The sequence below is a fragment of the Caballeronia sp. LP006 genome (genome assembly GCF_031450995.1).
In the GTDB taxonomy this organism is placed as follows: Bacteria; Pseudomonadota; Gammaproteobacteria; order Burkholderiales; family Burkholderiaceae; genus Caballeronia.
In genome coordinates, this window is the sequence record NZ_JARTVW010000002.1 from 128,745 (window position 1) to 144,642 (window position 15,898).

At 62.2% G+C, this 15,898-nt stretch carries 15 protein-coding genes; 6 read left to right on the forward strand and 9 right to left on the reverse strand.

Annotation, left to right across the window (positions count from 1 at the left end; genetic code table 11):
* Positions 1-37: 37 nt before the first annotated feature.
* The 4 genes from P9250_RS01340 to P9250_RS01355 are packed head-to-tail and all read left to right on the forward strand — an operon-like array spanning position 38 to position 3,695.
* Entirely contained in the window at positions 38-811 is a 774-nt protein-coding gene (locus tag P9250_RS01340; RefSeq protein WP_244831435.1) for a transporter substrate-binding domain-containing protein, read from the forward strand.
* A 17-nt stretch (positions 812-828) separates the two neighbouring features.
* The gene (locus tag P9250_RS01345; RefSeq protein WP_250469534.1) at positions 829-1,497 is read left to right on the forward strand and encodes an amino acid ABC transporter permease; all 669 of its coding nucleotides are present in this window, start codon (positions 829-831) and stop codon (positions 1,495-1,497) included.
* Complete coding sequence (locus P9250_RS01350; protein WP_244831437.1) at positions 1,494-2,258, forward strand: amino acid ABC transporter ATP-binding protein; 765 nt, start codon at positions 1,494-1,496, stop codon at positions 2,256-2,258. The genes P9250_RS01345 and P9250_RS01350 overlap by 4 nt, the downstream gene beginning before the upstream one ends.
* 36 nt (positions 2,259-2,294) lie before the next feature.
* Positions 2,295-3,695, forward strand: coding sequence for a formimidoylglutamate deiminase (locus tag P9250_RS01355; RefSeq protein ID WP_310390766.1), 1,401 nt, complete (start codon positions 2,295-2,297; stop codon positions 3,693-3,695).
* A gap of 86 nt (positions 3,696-3,781) precedes the next feature.
* Here the strand turns inward: P9250_RS01355 and P9250_RS01360 are convergent, their stop codons facing one another.
* From P9250_RS01360 to P9250_RS01385, 6 genes are all read right to left on the reverse strand, one after another.
* Positions 3,782-4,624 (reverse strand): IclR family transcriptional regulator, encoded by an 843-nt coding sequence (locus P9250_RS01360; RefSeq protein WP_250494786.1) that lies wholly within the window; start codon positions 4,622-4,624, stop codon positions 3,782-3,784.
* 73 nt (positions 4,625-4,697) lie between these two features.
* Positions 4,698-6,239 carry an AMP-binding protein gene (locus tag P9250_RS01365; RefSeq protein ID WP_310390767.1) on the reverse strand — a complete coding sequence of 514 codons (1,542 nt, stop codon included), beginning with the start codon at positions 6,237-6,239 and terminating at the stop codon, positions 4,698-4,700.
* Positions 6,240-6,296: 57 nt separating this feature from the next.
* A complete protein-coding gene (locus P9250_RS01370; protein WP_310390768.1) occupies positions 6,297-8,078 on the reverse strand; it encodes an ABC transporter permease subunit in 1,782 nt (593 codons plus the stop codon).
* A gap of 10 nt (positions 8,079-8,088) precedes the next feature.
* Positions 8,089-9,150: an ABC transporter ATP-binding protein gene (locus tag P9250_RS01375; protein WP_309965023.1), complete on the reverse strand. Its 1,062-nt coding sequence runs from the start codon at positions 9,148-9,150 to the stop codon at positions 8,089-8,091.
* A gap of 10 nt (positions 9,151-9,160) precedes the next feature.
* Positions 9,161-10,222: an ABC transporter substrate-binding protein gene (locus P9250_RS01380; protein ID WP_250469540.1), complete on the reverse strand. Its 1,062-nt coding sequence runs from the start codon at positions 10,220-10,222 to the stop codon at positions 9,161-9,163.
* Positions 10,223-10,276: 54 nt separating this feature from the next.
* Positions 10,277-11,038, reverse strand: coding sequence for an enoyl-CoA hydratase/isomerase family protein (locus P9250_RS01385; protein ID WP_250469541.1), 762 nt, complete (start codon positions 11,036-11,038; stop codon positions 10,277-10,279).
* Positions 11,039-11,376: 338 nt separating this feature from the next.
* Between P9250_RS01385 and P9250_RS01390 the strand changes: the two genes are divergently transcribed.
* Entirely contained in the window at positions 11,377-11,637 is a 261-nt protein-coding gene (locus tag P9250_RS01390; protein WP_310390769.1) for a hypothetical protein, read from the forward strand.
* A 192-nt stretch (positions 11,638-11,829) separates the two neighbouring features.
* Here P9250_RS01390 and P9250_RS01395 read toward each other — a convergent pair whose 3' ends face one another.
* Both P9250_RS01395 and P9250_RS01400 read right to left on the reverse strand, forming a co-directional pair.
* Positions 11,830-13,164, reverse strand: coding sequence for an MFS transporter (locus P9250_RS01395; RefSeq protein WP_250511269.1), 1,335 nt, complete (start codon positions 13,162-13,164; stop codon positions 11,830-11,832).
* Between the two features lie 84 nt (positions 13,165-13,248).
* Entirely contained in the window at positions 13,249-14,034 is a 786-nt protein-coding gene (locus P9250_RS01400) for an SDR family oxidoreductase (RefSeq protein ID WP_310390770.1), read from the reverse strand.
* Between the two features lie 663 nt (positions 14,035-14,697).
* On the opposite strand from P9250_RS01400, the gene P9250_RS01405 reads away from it, so the two are divergent.
* Positions 14,698-14,871: a Flp family type IVb pilin gene (locus P9250_RS01405; RefSeq protein WP_244831949.1), complete on the forward strand. Its 174-nt coding sequence runs from the start codon at positions 14,698-14,700 to the stop codon at positions 14,869-14,871.
* 50 nt (positions 14,872-14,921) lie between these two features.
* Here P9250_RS01405 and P9250_RS01410 read toward each other — a convergent pair whose 3' ends face one another.
* Positions 14,922-15,806 (reverse strand): LysR family transcriptional regulator, encoded by an 885-nt coding sequence (locus P9250_RS01410; RefSeq protein WP_250469544.1) that lies wholly within the window; start codon positions 15,804-15,806, stop codon positions 14,922-14,924.
* Positions 15,807-15,898: the final 92 nt, after the last annotated feature.

Consider the following 15,898-nt stretch of genomic DNA (forward strand, 5'->3'; position numbering starts at 1 on the left):
GCCAATCAACGACAGACCACACCCCTGGAGCCACGCCATGAAAATCAAGAACCTGCTTTCCGCCGCGAGTTTCGGTATCGCCATGATGATTGCCGCGCTGCCTGGCGCCGCGGCCGCGCAAGACTCGAACGTTTTGAACGTCGCCACGGACGCTACCTTCCCGCCGATGGAGTTCGTCGACAAGGGTCAGCGCACCGGCTTCGATATCGACATCATGAACGCGCTCGCCAAGAGCATGGGCAAGCAGATCCAGTGGACCGATATCGACTTCAAGGGACTGGTTCCGGGCCTCGTCGCCCATCGTTTCGATGCAGCCATCTCCGGCATCTACATCACGCCGGAACGCGCCCAGGTGATCGACTTCACCCAGTCGTACTTCGCGGGCGGCCTGTCCGCACTGGTCAAGGCGGATTCGCCGATCAAGACGCTCGCCGATCTCAACGGCAAGAAAGTGACGGTGCAGGTCGGCACGAAATCGGTCAACTTCCTGCGCGACAACTATCCGCAAGTGCAGCGAGTGGAAGTGGAAAAGAATCAGGAGATGTTCGATCTGGTCGGCATCGGCCGCGCGGATGCCGCCGTCACGGGCAAGCCCGCCGCATTCCAGTTCGCGCGCACGCGCCCCGGCTTTCGCGTGCTGGACAAGGAGCTGACGACCGAGGCATATGGCATCGCGGTGCGCAAGGACGAGCCGCAATTGCGCGATCAGATGAACGCCGCGCTCGCCAAGATCAAGGCGGACGGCACCTACGACGCGATCGTGAAGAAGTGGTTCAGCGCGAGCGCCGGCACGACGGCAAGCGCGAAGTAAGCCGGCGGACCTGAGCCATGCAACTCGACTTCACGCCAGCCTTCGCCGGTTGGGACGATCTGGCGCATGGCGCGCTCGTCACGGTGGAAGTGACCGCCGCCGCGCTCGTGCTCTCGTGCCTGCTCGGACTTCTGATCGGCATCGGCCGGCTCTCGCCGCAGCGGCGCATCGTCTACGGCTTCTGCACCGGATATCTGATCTTCTTTCGCGGCACGCCCCTGCTCGTGCAACTGTTTCTGCTGTTCTTCGGCCTGCCGCAGTTCAATATCCTGCTGCCTGCCTTCGTGTGCGGCATGCTCGGGCTCGGCCTGTATTCGGCGGCCTACGTGTCGGAGGTCGTGCGTGGCGCGATTCAATCGGTGGATCGTGGACAGATGGAAGCTGCGCGCTCCATCGGCATGTCGGCGGGTCAGGCCATGCGAGCGATCATTCTTCCGCAAGCCGTCGTGCGCATGATTCCGCCGCTCGGCAACGAGTTCATCGCGCTCATCAAGAACTCGGCGCTGGTGTCGCTTCTGACCATCGACGATCTCATGCACGAAGCACAGAAGATCATCAGCGTGTCGTACCGGTCGCTGGAGGTGTATCTCGTCGTCGCGCTCGTCTATCTCGTGCTGACGCAGACGACGAACTACATTCTTCATCGCGTGGAACGACGGCTGCGCGCAGGAGGCATGGTGCAATGAACAGCGCCCAACCCATTCTCAGCATTCGCGATCTCACCAAGTCGTTCGGGACGCATCGCGTATTGAACGGTATCGACTTCGATATAGAGCCGAGTCAAGTTGTCGTGGTGATCGGGCCAAGCGGCTCCGGCAAGAGCACGTTTCTGCGCTGCTGCAACGGTCTGGAGCAACCCGAGCGCGGAACCATCGACATCTGCGGGCATCGTCTCGTCGATCAGGGAACCATGCTCAAGGAGCGCGCGCTGAATGCATTGCGCACGGAAGTGGGCATGGTGTTTCAGTCGTTCAACCTGTTCCCGCATCTTTCGGTGCTGCACAACATTACCGTGGGACCGCGGATGTTGCGCGGTGCATCGAAGGCAGATGCCGAAACGGCCGCGCTCGGCCTGCTCAGGAAAGTCGGCCTCGAACACAAGGCGCATGCCATGCCCGCGAGTTTGTCGGGCGGCCAGAAGCAGCGCGTCGCCATTGCGCGGGCGCTGGCCATGCAACCGCGCGTCATGCTCTTCGACGAACCCACGTCCGCGCTCGATCCCGAACTCGTCGGCGAAGTGCTTCAAGTGATGAAGCTGCTCGCCGCCGAAGGCATGACCATGCTCGTCGTCACGCATGAGATGGGCTTTGCGAGAGAAGTGGCGGATGTCGTCGTCGTGATGGATGGCGGCGAGATCGTCGAGGCGGGCCCGCCCTCGCAAATCTTTTCGACACCCACGCAGCCTCGTACACGCTCGTTCCTGCAAGCGGTTTTGTCGCGTGCGTGAATGTTTCACCGATGCCCGATACCGAGTAGTCCGCTCATGAATACACGCACGAAATCACTCTTTGCGGCGCATGCGCTTTTGCCCGAAGGCTGGCGCACCGACGTGCTGCTCGAATGGGACGCCACAGGTACGCTCGTGGCGGTCACACCCGATAAGCGCGATGCGCCCGCCGACGTCGCGCGTGCCGCCGGACCGGTCATTCCCGGCATGCCGAATCTTCATTCGCACGCGTTCCAGCGCGCGATGGCCGGACTCACCGAGTATCGCGCGAACCCGACCGACAGTTTCTGGAGCTGGCGGGAACTGATGTATCGCTTCGCCGCGCGCATCACGCCCGAGACGCTCGGCGCCATTGCGCGCTGGCTGTATGTCGAGATGCTCAAGGCTGGTTACACGTCCGTCTGCGAGTTCCATTACGTGCATCACGCGGAGGATGGAACACGTCATGCAAACGCCGCCGAGCTTGCGCAACGCGTGGTGGATGCGGCGAGCGAAACCGGCATCGGCATGACGATGCTGCCGGTGCTCTATCAGTTCAGCGGCTTCGGCGAAGAGCCGCCTCGCGACGATCAGCGGCGCTTCGTCAATACCACCGAAGGCTATCTCGATCTGCTAGCCGCGTTGCGTCATGCCCGGCCCGAACACGGCGCGCTGCGATACGGCGTCGCGCCGCATTCGCTGCGCGCGGTGTCGGAGGCGTCTCTGCGCGTCGTCATCGAAGCGTTGAACGACATCTCGCCTGACGCGCCGGTTCATATCCACATCGCGGAGCAAACGGCAGAAGTGGATGCTTCGCTTGCCGCGCTGGGCGCGCGGCCCGTGCAATGGCTGCTGGATCGTTTCGACGTGAACGCGCGCTGGTGCCTCGTGCATGCGACGCATATCGACGCCAGCGAAACCGCTGCGCTCGCGAAAAGCGGCGCCATTGCGGGCCTGTGCCTCACCACCGAAGCGAATCTCGGCGACGGGATTTTCCCCGCGAACGAATACCTCGACGCAGGCGGCGCTTTCGGTATCGGCTCGGATAGTCATGTCGGCGTGGACTGGCGCGCGGAACTGCGACTGCTCGAATATGGCCAGCGTCTGTCGCGGCGGCAGCGTAACGTGCTGGCATCGCACGAAACGGCGCAGGTTGCCGATCGCCTGTTTCGCGACGCCCTCGAAGGCGGCGCATGCGCGACCGGCCGCGCAGTCGGCGCGCTCATGCCGGGGGCGCGCGCGGACTGGATTGTGCTCGACGCCGATCATCCGAATCTCGCGGAACAGACGAGCGCGACGTGGCTCTCTTCCGTCGTATTCTGCGAACACGGCGAATCGCCCGTGCGCGATGTGTTCGTTGGCGGCGAGTGCGTGATCCGTGAGCGTCGGCATCACGATGAAGCGCGGCATTATCGCGACTATCGTGCGGCGCTTGCGCGGCTTTTTGCCGGCGCTTGAATCTACACAGTATCGCTGTTGTGCCCGTCGTTGGAGGGCGTGCCGATCGTCGCGCTCCAAGCGGCGTCGAACGTATCCGTTGCGGCCTATTCGATGCGCCTGCGCGTGGAAATGGCGGACGCCGTGGAAATGACGAGGTCCGCGAAGCGCTTTTCGTCGCGATCGGCCTGCCAGCGCGAACGCGCCACCGCAATGTTCACCGCGCCGATGCCTCGTCCGTGCGCATTGGTGATGGCGGCCGCGGTGGAGATATCGCTGACGAAATATTCGTCCTCCGTGTGCGCATAGCCCTGCTTGCGAATCTGTGCAACACGCTCCTTGATCTTGCGCGGCTGATACACCGTCGAGGCCGTATAGGGCACGAGGTTGGTACGCGAGAGAATGTCGTCGATCTCGCCGTCGGCGAGCGTGGCGAGGATCGAGAGACCGGGCGCCGTGCAATAAGCCGGCAAGCGCGAGCCGGTGATGACGTGCGCGTTGAACACGTTGCGGCTCACGATGCGCAGCACGAAAACGATGTCCGTGTCGTCCAGCACGGTGAGATTGGTGGCCTCTTCCGTCTCCGATCCGAGTTGCTGCAGATACGGCGTGGCGCGGCTCACGAGATCGTTCGACGTGAGGTAGTGATAGGTGAAGTCCAGCAGCCGTGGCGACAGTTCGTACTTGCGGCTGTCGGGGTCCTTGAACAGATAGCCGAGCGCCGCCAGCGTAAAACTGAAGCGCTGCGTCGCGCTCATGTCGAAGCCCGTGATGGCCGAGATTTCCGAAAGCGACAACTGCCGCTTGCTACCGTCGAAAGCCGTGAGCACCTTCATGGCCTTTTCGACGGACTGCACGTACAGCGACGACGCAGTTGCGTCCACCGCCTCGCCCGCCCCTTTCGCGGCGGCGTTCTTGCGTTTTCGCGGGGCTTTGGACTCGTCGCTCATCTCTCGTATGCTTTTGTCGTCGATGGCAAAATTATCGCATAGCCCTATTACCCTATCTGAATGCGATAACTCCTCAGGCTTTCACGCTGACCAGCCGATCCCACGCGTCTTCCACGCTGCGCGACAGCAGATGCTTCTTGATGCGTTCGCTCGCCGTCAGTTCGAAGCCCGGCACCGCGCGGTAATAACGCGGCAACTGAAAATTCGCGAGGCGCTCTCGCGCCCATAAGTGCAGCGTTTCCCAGTCCACCGGCTCGTCCTTGAACTGCACGTTGAGCAGAATGTCCTGCTCGCCGACCGCCGACGCCACGCCCATCGCAGCGCTCAACCGCACCGCCGGATGCGTCGCGAAAACGCGTTCGATCTCCCATGCCGACACGTTCTCGCCGCGCACACGCATGCTGTCCGTCTGCCGGCCGACGAAATACAGATCGCCATCGGCGTCGCGGCGCGCGCGATCGCCCGTGTGCAATTTGCCGTTGCGAAGCGCAGATTTCGTCGCCTCGGGATTCTTCAGATACGCTGGCAAAAAGGTCCCTTCCACTTTGCTCGACAACACGATCTCACCCGCCTCGCCTGGCGGCACCGGCTGGCCGTGTTCATCGAGCAATTCGATATCGAGCCACGGCAGCGCGCGGCCGATGGACCCCGGCTTGCCGGTAACGTTCGCGGTAGCGAAGCTGGAACACTCCGTCATGCCGTAGCACTCGCGCAGACGCACCTTGAGGCGCGCTTGTATCGGCTCCCACGCGGACGCGCTCACGCCCGCGCCCCACGCCACGCGCAACGAATGCGCTGAAGGCTGCGCGGCTTCGGGCAACTGCATCAGGATATCGAGCACGCCGCCAAGGTAATGCAGTTGCGTCGCGCCCGCGCGCTCCACTTGCGGCCAAAACTGCGAAGCCGAGAAGCGCGGCACCGCATGCAGTGTCACCGGTTCGAGGAACGGCAGCAACAGCATCTGCGCGCCGCCGATGTGGCACAGCGGCTCCCACAGGAACAGGCGGTCTCCCTCGCGCACGTCGGCGACACGCAACGCCGCTTCACTCGCAATGCGCATCATGCGATGCGTGAACACGACGCCCTTCGGCGCGCCCGTCGTGCCGGATGTATAGATGATGCACAACGGCGCGTCGACGGGGATCGCCGGCGTGGCGAACGCGGCGTTCGTATCCGCCGCATCGAACGCGGGCAGGCGCGTGCGTTTGGACATGCCGCAGTCGATCGATGCCGTGATCGCGTCGAACTCGCCGTCGATGACGAAGAGTTTCGGTTCTGCATGTTGCAGCAGATAGTCGAGGCCCGACGCGCGCAACTTGATGTTCACCGGCACCCAGACGAGGCCGCTCAACACGAGTGCGTAAATCAGATGAATGTGTTCGGGACTGTTGCCGAGCATCACCGCGACGCGATCGCCCGGCACGAGCCCCTGACCCGCGAACCAGCGTTGCAATTGCACGATATGACGCGAGGCGTCCGCGCACGAGATTGCATGATCGTCGAAATGCACGACGGTGCGCGCGGGCGTGGCGCGCAATCCGGCCGCGAGGAGCGGCGCGCAATCGAGTTCGTCGTTCGCGTGCCGGTGGCCAAAGTATTCTGAATAACGATGCATGTTCGAATCGGGTTATGGACTGCTTTTATGGCTGGGTGTCGCTGAATGGTGTCGAAATCAGCGCGCGCGGCGCTTGAACCACGACGACACCGCCACCACCAGCGCGATCAGCACGATCAGCGTGGTCGATACCGCCGCGAGCGTGGGCGTCACGGCCAATTGGATGTCGTCCCACATCTGTTTGGGTAGCGTCGAGTTGATGCCGCCGCTCACGAAGATCGCAATGGTGAGATCGTCGAAGGAAACCAGAAATGCGAACAGGAACGCCGCCGTCACGCTCGCCATCAGAAGCGGCAGCACGATCGACGTAATACGCCGCAGCGGCGATGCGCCCATGACCCGCGCGGCATCGTCCAGACGCCAGTCGAAGCGCTGGAAGCCGGCTGCAAGCGTCACCACCACGAAGGGAATAGCGAGCACCGTATGCCCGATCACGAGCCCGAGGTTGGTGCCCGTCAGCCCGAAGCGTCCGAACAGATACAGGAGCCCGACCGCCACCACGATACGCGGCACGATCAACGGCGCGACCAGCAGCGCGAACACCGGTTTGCTGGCGCGGCGCGGCATGCGCGTCATCGCGAGCGTCGCGCCGAAGCCGAGCAGCAGCGACAGCACCGCGGTGCCGAATCCCACTTCGAACGATCGGATGATCGCGCTGTGCCACACGGGCGAATCCATGAAGGTGCCGAACCACTTGCCGCTGAAAAGCTTCGGCGGGAACGCGATGTAGTCGCTCTTCGTGAACGCGTACGGAATCACCGACAGCACCGGCGCGACCAGCACCACCATGATCGCGCAGGTGTAGACGCCGAGCGGACTGGCTGCGCGCGCGGCAATATCCGCATGCGGATTGCGGCGCATGAGAAACGGCGCGAAGAGGCGGCCGGCCAGCATCAGAACGGCGGCCTTGATGCCTTGCGCCCGCGAGCCGCGCGAACGCTCGGTGACTTCGCCCGTGAGCGAAGTCAGGCCGACCATGCGGTCATAGACGAAGAAGATCACGATCGAGCAGACGAGCAGCACGGTCGAGAGCGCGCCGGCGAACCGCATGTCGAAGAGTTCGAGCACGGACGAGATCACGAGTTGCGCGATCATCGTTTCCTTCGGCGAGCCAAGCAGCGCCGGCACGATGAAGAAGCCGAGACTCGAGATGAACACGAGCAGTCCCGCCGCCGCGACACCCGGCGACGACAAGGGCAGAAACACCGTGAAAAAGCTCATGCTGCGTTGCGCGCCGAGCGTTTCGGCGGCTTGTGTCAGACGGTCGTCGATACCGCGCATCACAGGCAGCATGGTCATCACGGCGAGCGGCATCATGGAATGCACCATGCCGATCAGGACGCCGGTCAGCGATGGAATCGTACCGCTCGTTTCCCGCACGAGACCGAGCGACAGCGCGATGGTCGACAGCACGCCGGTCTTGGAGAGCAGCAGCATCCACGCATAGGTTTTGACAAGGTAGCTGGTCCAGAACGGCAGCATGATCCACAACAGCCAGCGTTCGCGCACGCGCTCCGACAGACGGCTCAACATGTACGCAACCGGATAGCCGAGCAGAATGGACAACGCCGCCGTCATGAACGAGATGCCGAACGTAATCCACAAAACCTTGGCATAAACCGGCGTGCGCGCGATGCGTTCGAACTGCGAGAAACCGTATTGCCCGTCCGCGCCGACGAGTCCGCCTTGCAGAATCTCGCCGACCGGCACGATGAAGAACACCAGCAGGAACAACAAGGTCGGCACGATAGGCAAGATGCGCAACGTGCGCGCGGTCCACACGGACCGGCCGCGCCGCGAGCCTTCGTTCTCGCGTTGCGCGTGAAGTGCGATGGTCATATGCGCGTCCTCAGCCGTGCAGCAACGTGGTGCGATACGGGTCCCACACGAGACCCACCCTTTCACCGATGCGTGGCGACAGGCTGCGCTCGCAGCGCACCGTGATCTCGCTGCCGTCGTTCATGGCGAGTTGCACGCGCGTATCGCTGCCGAAGAAAACGACATCGGCGATGGTGCCGTCGATGAAGCCGCTCTTCGGTTCCACGAGGCGCGGCGCCTCGGGACGCAGCAACAGCGTGTGGCGCGTCGACGGTGCGACTTGCGCGTTCATCGGCAAGGGAATGCGTCCGCCGGCGGCAAGCAGAATGGGCTCGCCGCCCTTGCCGCGCGTGTCGTCGAGCGCGCCTTCCAGCAGATTCGAGTGACCGATGAAGCCCGCCGCGAATCGCGTCGCCGGGCGGTCGTAGAGATCGGCGGGCGTGCCTACCTGTTCGATGCGCGCCTGATTCATGAGGCAGATGCGGTCCGAAAGCGTGAGCGCTTCGTCCTGATCGTGCGTGACGTAGACGAAGGTCGCGCCAAGCTCTTTGTGCAGACGGCGGATTTCCGACTGCATATGCTCGCGCAGCTTCTTGTCCAGCGCGCCGAGCGGCTCGTCCAGCAAGATCACCGACGGACGATACGCAAAGCATCGCGCCAGCGCGATACGCTGCTGCTGGCCGCCCGACAGTTCCTTCGGAAAACGCTTGGCGTATTCGGTCATGCGCACCATGGCGAGCGCGTCGTCCACGGCGGCGCGCACGTCCTCGCGCGACTTGCGCCGCATGCGCAGACCGTATGCGACGTTGTCCCACACGCTCATGTGCGGAAAGAGCGCATAGCTCTGAAACACCATGCCGATGCCGCGCTTGCCCGGCTCGACATGCGTCACGTCGCGGCCATCTATCTCGATACGCCCCGCGCTCGGCGCAACGAGCCCGGAGATCATCTGCAACAACGTGGTCTTGCCCGAACCCGAGGGACCGAGCAGCGTCAGGAACTCGCCCGCCTGCACGGCGAGGTCCGTCGCTTCCAGCGCGATGGCGTCGCCATAACGCTTCGCGATGCCGATTGCCTCGAGTTTCGAGCTCATCTTCCGCTCCTTACGAAATGATCCACGAATTGAACCGCTCGGTGACTTTCTGGCGATTCTCTTCCCACCATTGCGGACTCGGCAGCTTCATGTCCTTGATGTTTTCCGGCGCCGTCGGCAACAGCGCGGCACGCTCCTTGTCGATGGTCTCGAACGACTTCTTGTTGGTCGGTCCGTAAGCCAGCGTGCGGGTGAGCGCGGCCTGGCGCTTCGCATCGGCGCAAAAGCGCACGAACTGCCTGGCTGCATCGGCGCGCGGCGTGCCCTTCGGAATGCCCCAGCCCTCGATGGAATACAGGCCCTGATTCCACACGATGTTGACCGGCGCGCCCGAATCCTTCGCGGCTTGCGCGCGGCCATTCCAGGTCGAGATCATGTCGACGTCGCCGCTCTGGATCGCCTGCATGGCCTGCGCGCCCGAGGTCCACCAGATGGCGATATGCGGCTTGATCTTGTCGAGACTCTTGAAGGCGCGATCAACGTCAAGCGGATAGAGCTTGTCGAGCGGCACGCCGTCGGCCAGCAGCGCCTGCTCCAGCGTGTCGAGCGGACTGCGCCGCAGGCAGCGGCGGCCGGGAAATTTCTTTACGTCCCAGAAATCCGCCCACGACTTCGGGCCGTTGTCCTTGAACTTGTCGGCGCGATAGGCAAGCACCGTCGAATACACGTCCACACCAAGCCAGTTCGGCGTGATCGCCTCGGGCATGATGTCCGGGAAGTCGCTCGCCTTGAGCCCGATCGGTTCGAGCAGCCCTTTCGACTCGAGATACGGAATGTCGGCGGACAACGTGAGCGTGGTTACGTCCCACACGTAGTTCTTGGTTTGCACCATCGCCGCGAACTGCGCCACCGGTTGAGATTCGCGCGCGACGCTCACCACCTTGATGCCGGTGGCTTTCTCGAACGGATCGTAGAAGGCCTCGCGATACGCCGTCGTGTACGGGCCGCCCGGGTCCGACACCACGATCTGCTTACTCTGCGCGCGTGCTGCAAGCGGCATTGCGCCAGTTACGGCTAGCGCAAGCGCGCCTTGCAGGGCGCGGCGTCGCGTCGGATTGAAGTCTTGCGTCATGTTTCAGGTCTCCCGCACAGGGATTGAAAAGGAACGGCTCGGCTTCAGCCCGATTTATTTGGCGCGCTTTTTGAAGAACGCTTCCATCATGCGAGCCGGCTCCCCGGAGTCGTACGCTTCGCGCTGAATGCGCATGCCCGCTTCGATGCAATCGACGAAACCCGGCTCCGTCATCTCGCGAAAACGCTGCTTGTCCAGACGCATGGCGACCGGTGGCTTGTCCGCGAGTTCGGTGGCGATTTCGAGCGCCTTCTCGAACACCTTTTCTTCCGGCACGAGGTGATGCATGAGACCGATGCGGTGACACTCCTCCGCGTCCATCAGGCGACCGGTGAGCGTGAGTTCGATGGTTCGCGACATGCCGAGCATCGAGTTCATGATCCACGGACCTGTGGTGCTGGCGATACCCGCGTTGATTTCCGGCTGACCCATGCGCACGCCCGGATGACCGACGCGAATGTCGCCGAGCAGCGCGACCTGAAATGCCGAGCCGGCGGCCGTGCCGTTGAGCGCCATGACGAGCGGCTTCTGAAGGCCGCGCAGCGCGGCGTAATAGCGCTGCCATTCCTTGACCCATTCCACGGCGCGCTCGCCGTCGAAGTCGTGCGCTTCCGACAGATCCTGCCCCGCCGAAAATGCGCGGTTGCCGGCGCCGGTCATGATGATCGCGGCGACCTGATCGTCGTCGTTGTAGCGATCGAGCGCGTCGATGATCTTGTTGCGCATCGGCGTGGTCCACGCGTTGAGGCGCTCGGGACGATTCAGCGTAATGACCGCCACGCGGCCATGACTGGAAAACAGGACGTCTTCACTCATAATTATCGCATCGCAATAGTTGATGGTGAATGGCAATATAGGCCGATCAAAATTACGATGCAAGCGGGTTTACGAGATGGACTGCGGCCGGTTGCCGAGAGACGCTTGCACTTAGGCGTTGAGCCGTTGGTCAACGCATCGCAACACGGCGTTCTCGCTAACCGCTCTGCCCGCAGAATGCGCATGGCCCGCATGGCGGCGATGAACCGCGCCCGCCGCGTACTGACCGCGCACGGTGTCGCAGGCGATATCCGCGACCGACATGGCCCGCAGCGACTTAGACGTTTTTAGGGGTTGTCAACGCGGGTTCCTTCTCCGGCGCCGCGCGCCAAAAGAAGTTGGAGCAGCCGGCCGTAGCGAAGACGGTTACGCAAATGGCGGAACGTCTAGGCGCGCGTCTGCCGCTGCGTTCGACACGAGGGCTCGCGCCGGCGGAAGCCGGTCAGCGCTTTCATTTGCACGCGCGCCGGACCATCGAAGAGGCGGAGCAAGCCGAGCAGGCGGTGCGCGATTCGTCAGACGGCTTTTTCGGAGGACCGCGCATGGGCGCGGCTGCGTGTCTTGCCGGCGCTCAAGTCGTTCCTCGATCGACGCCTTGACCTCAGCGTCAACATCGTTCTCGACGAAGGCGTCGATGTTGCGTTGCAGGTGCGGAACGCACCAGAGCAGTCGCCAATACGACTCGGGATGCTGGCGGCTAGATGATGGATGGATCGCTTGACGCAGTGAGCGGCTCGCGTGGGAACGAGGCGTGGACCACTTTCCAGGTTCCCACGCCTCGCGCCGTATTTTTAGTTTTGTCCTCGCGCTACCACGACATCGCGGAACCGAATCTTCCGGGGCAATCCCCACGCGATGAGCACAGCCGTAATCGCGCACACCACGGCGATTGCATAGAGTCCCATCGACGGGCTCCCCAGCAGGTCCTTGACCTTGCCGACCATATAAGGCGCAACGATGCCGCCGAACTGTCCAAGCGAGTTGATCAACGCAAGCCCGGCTGCTGCCGCGGCACCCGTCAGCATTCTGGCCGGGAACATCCAGAAAATGCCGAACGAAGCGATGACACCCGTAGCGGAGATGCTGAGGCCGAGCACGAGCAACACCGTATGGCCGGGCCATGTGGCGCTGATCAGATAGCCGAGTGCCGCCGCGATCGCGCAGCCGGCCAGATGCCAGCGCCGCTCACCGGTACGGTCCGAACTATGACTGATGAGCACCGTGCCAGCCATTGCCGCGAGATAGGGAATCATCGTGATCAGACCGATGATGAGCGGGTCGCTCGTGCCCGCGCTCTTCACCAGTTGCGGCATCCAGAAGAGGAAGCCGTAGATCCCCATGCAAAGCCCGAAATAGATCAGTGAGAACAGATAGATCACCGGCCAGCGCAGCGCTACGAGGAACGAATGCGTGCTGTCGACCTTGCGGTCGCGCGAGAGGATCGAGGCAAGAAGCGTCTTCTCCGAAGGCGTCAGCCACTTGGCGTCTTCCATCCGGTCATCGAGCACGATCAGCACCACGATGCCGAGCAGAACCGAGGGCAAACCTTCGAGCAAAAACAGCCACTGCCAGCCGGGCATGCCATTCAAGCCATCGAAGAACTTCAGGATGCCGCCGGAAATCGGGCCACCGATGATTCCGCACAGTGCAATCGCCCCGAAAAAATACGAGTTCACGCGACCGCGCCGTTCGGCGGGAAACCACTGCGTGTAGAAGTAGAGCACGCCCGGCACGAACCCGGCTTCGAGTGCGCCGAGGAGAAAGCGCAGGATATAGAACCAGGTTTCGTCGCGCACGAACATCATTGCCGCCGACGCGATGCCCCACGAAATCATGATGCGCGCGATCCAGCGTCGCGCACCGGTGCGCACCATGATCGCGTTACTTGGAATCTCGAACAGCAAATAACCGACGAAGAATACGCTTGCGCCAAAGCCGTACGCGGCGTCGCTGAAGCCGAGTTGAGCCTGCATTTGCAGCTTGGCGAAACTGATGTTCACGCGATCGAGGTAAGCAACCACGAAGCAGGCGAGGATCAAGGGAACGATACGTCGGGTTACTTTATTGAAGAGGTGCGCCTCGGCAGCGGTATCCATCTCCGGTATTTCGGTCAGCGTTTCGAGCATACCTGTCTCCATCGATTTGTTTTGTCTTCTAATTGCGGGCACCGGTTTCCAATCAACCAGTACACGCTGCGCTCGCTCGATTGTCTAGCCGCGTCCTATGAACGGCATCTTGGTTGCCATCACCGTCATGAACTGCACGTTCGCGCCGGGCGGCATGCTTGCCATGTAAGCGACGGATTGCGCCGCATGCGCCAAGTCCATCGTCGGCTCCGGCGCTCGCTCGCCGTTTGCCTGAAGAACGCCACCGGCCATTCCTGCGGCCATCTCTGTCAGAACGTTGCCGAAATCGATCTGACAGACCGCGATGTCGTACTTGCGCCCGTCCAGCGCGCAGGCCTTCGTCAAGCCACTGACTGCGTGCTTGCTTAACGTGTAATCCGCGGAATGAAGACGCGGCGTATGTGCCGACAAGGAGCCGTTGTTGATGACCCGGCCGCCTGGCGGGTTATTTGCACGCATCCGGCGAAAGGCGGCTTGCGTGCACAAAAGCGTGCCGATCACATTGATATCGAGCATCGTGCGAAAGCGCTCTATCGAAAGATCCTCGACCGACACGCCTTCCACGCCCACTCCCGCGTTGTTGAAAAGCAGATCGAGGCGACCGTAGCGCTCCTGCACCGTGTCGAAGAGACGTTGTACCGATGCCGCGTTGGTGACATCGGTGGCAATGGCCATCAACTTGCTGGCGGATTCGGGATCGTGTTGCTCGTAGTCTCGAATGACCGCGTCGAGCGCCTCTTGCCGACGTCCGGCGAGCGCGACACACCAGCCATCGTTCGCGAGCGCGTGCACCGTTGCCCGACCAATACCGCTGCCCGCTCCTGTGACGATGGCTACGCGCAATGTCTTCTCTGTGTCGTGTCGAGTCATGACGGCTTCTGTTTGTTCTCGTCTGCGGTTGGCCCGGAGCGGTTTATCCGGCATGGATAGGCACTTATGACTTTGCAGTGAATCTAGCGAAAACTTTACAGGCCGGGAACTGAGACTTTTTGATAGCGGTATGACTTTGCGTTATACCGGGCGCTGTCGATTCACACTGCAGATGACGGCCCATTCGGCGCGAGAGCCAGTCCCCGTCTGCGTTCCCGAGGCGGCGACCACCCCGTAATCCGAATCGAGAACTTCCCTGCTTCGTCACAATCGCCCTTGCGCATAAGGGAATGTGCGTAGTACGACCGTATCGGTTCGAAAAGAATGGTTCGGCGGCTCGCATATCGATTACGAGCCGGCTTGCGCAACCGCAGTTTCGGTAAAAAGGTGCGCCCCCGACGCCACGGCGGAACAAATCCCCTCTCGCTCATTCATGTTCTATCGCCGGGAGCCGTTATTGGATACATGGAGCATCGCATCAGGCACTGTGCGCTCAAGCGACGCTTCATACCCAGAGCCTGAACCGTAGGCCCGGGTACACGATGAAGCTTCTGCGCATTCAAAACCTTCGGATTCGTCAACTGAGAGAGACGACTACCGATGCAGACGACCAATCGGTACACCGGGCAAAGACACCACAACGTTGAACCCGAGGATCAAATCATGACGCACTTCTTCAAGCGCTATCTCAAGGATACGCGCGGCATTACCGCGATTGAATATGGCCTGATCGCCGGCGTACTTGCGCTCGGCATCATGACGTCCGTCAGCGGCGTCGCCACTCAACTGTCGACCACCTTTTCCGCCATCACGACCAAGCTCTCTACGATCCACTAAGCGTGGTCGGCGTTCTCTTCGGGAGTTTCGTGAGCCTCGACCCGGCAACGCTAGGCTAGTCGCAGATCCCACAAGACATCGAGTACCTGTCGAGTGGTGCGCTCAACGTGCCCCACACGGTGTGCAATGCCTAGCCGACGCCACAACGCCGGGCGCAGCGGACGCATGACGACGCGTCCGTCGGGCGATGGCGTCGTGGCCTCATGCGGCAGAAGCGCCGCGCCGTAACCTGCCGCCACGAGACTCTTGATCGCGTCGTTGTAGTTCAGCTGAATGCGCGGCGTCGGATGATGACCCGCCGTCGCAAACCACTCCGCTGTCAGACGCGAGAGACGCGTAGTCGCATCATTCAATATGAGAGGCCGAGCGGCCAGCCAATCAGGCGTGACACGGGCGGGACAACGCCAATGCGCGGGCACGAACGCCATCACCGGGTCGCGGCGCCAAGGCTTTATCACGAGTCCGGCCACGGAGAGTTGAGGCAGCGCGACCAGCCCGACATCCAGTCTCCCATCCGCCAATTGGGACAGCGTTTCATGCGACGTGAGCACCGCAAGCTGAATATCGATTGCGGGATTGTGCTGGCGCAACACGTCGAGCGCTTGCGGCAACAAGTGCGCGATCACACCAGTCGATGCACCGAGCCGCACCCGCCCTTCCAGTCCCTGCACCTGGCGTTCGATATCGTCCAACGCCTGCTCCGCATCGGCCAGCAGCCGACGCGCGCGTTCCACCAGCAACTCTCCTATTGCCGATGGCCTGACCTGCCCGCGCTTGCGTGACAAGAGCGGCGCCCCAATGCGGTCTTCGAGTTCAGCGACATGCAAACTGACCGTCGGAGGCGCCAGATGCAGAGCGCGCGCTGCATCGGCAAATGAGCCCCGCTCGGCAACCGCGATGAGAGTGCGCAAACGGTCAAGGCTGATCTCTCGCATGTTGGCGTCCAAATTCAGAAAAGTTGAATGTTCAAGTCATGAAATTCGAATTTTCTTATTCTAACGATTGGATGAACATAGGCGCTCGTTCT

Bases quoted from the DNA above. Each gene is read 5' to 3' on its own strand.
- P9250_RS01385 (WP_250469541.1), bottom strand. From the start codon at position 11,038: ATGAGTGAAGACGTCCTGTTTTCCAGTCATGGCCGCGTGGCGGTCATT.
- P9250_RS01345 (WP_250469534.1), top strand. From the start codon at position 829: ATGCAACTCGACTTCACGCCAGCCTTCGCCGGTTGGGACGATCTGGCG.
- P9250_RS01370 (WP_310390768.1), bottom strand. From the start codon at position 8,078: ATGACCATCGCACTTCACGCGCAACGCGAGAACGAAGGCTCGCGGCGC.
- P9250_RS01395 (WP_250511269.1), bottom strand. From the start codon at position 13,164: ATGCTCGAAACGCTGACCGAAATACCGGAGATGGATACCGCTGCCGAG.
- P9250_RS01375 (WP_309965023.1), bottom strand. From the start codon at position 9,150: ATGAGCTCGAAACTCGAGGCAATCGGCATCGCGAAGCGTTATGGCGAC.
- P9250_RS01400 (WP_310390770.1), bottom strand. From the start codon at position 14,034: ATGACTCGACACGACACAGAGAAGACATTGCGCGTAGCCATCGTCACA.
- P9250_RS01360 (WP_250494786.1), bottom strand. From the start codon at position 4,624: ATGAGCGACGAGTCCAAAGCCCCGCGAAAACGCAAGAACGCCGCCGCG.
- P9250_RS01365 (WP_310390767.1), bottom strand. From the start codon at position 6,239: ATGCATCGTTATTCAGAATACTTTGGCCACCGGCACGCGAACGACGAA.
- P9250_RS01405 (WP_244831949.1), top strand. From the start codon at position 14,698: ATGACGCACTTCTTCAAGCGCTATCTCAAGGATACGCGCGGCATTACC.
- P9250_RS01340 (WP_244831435.1), top strand. From the start codon at position 38: ATGAAAATCAAGAACCTGCTTTCCGCCGCGAGTTTCGGTATCGCCATG.
- P9250_RS01410 (WP_250469544.1), bottom strand. From the start codon at position 15,806: ATGCGAGAGATCAGCCTTGACCGTTTGCGCACTCTCATCGCGGTTGCC.
- P9250_RS01350 (WP_244831437.1), top strand. From the start codon at position 1,494: ATGAACAGCGCCCAACCCATTCTCAGCATTCGCGATCTCACCAAGTCG.
- P9250_RS01355 (WP_310390766.1), top strand. From the start codon at position 2,295: ATGAATACACGCACGAAATCACTCTTTGCGGCGCATGCGCTTTTGCCC.
- P9250_RS01380 (WP_250469540.1), bottom strand. From the start codon at position 10,222: ATGACGCAAGACTTCAATCCGACGCGACGCCGCGCCCTGCAAGGCGCG.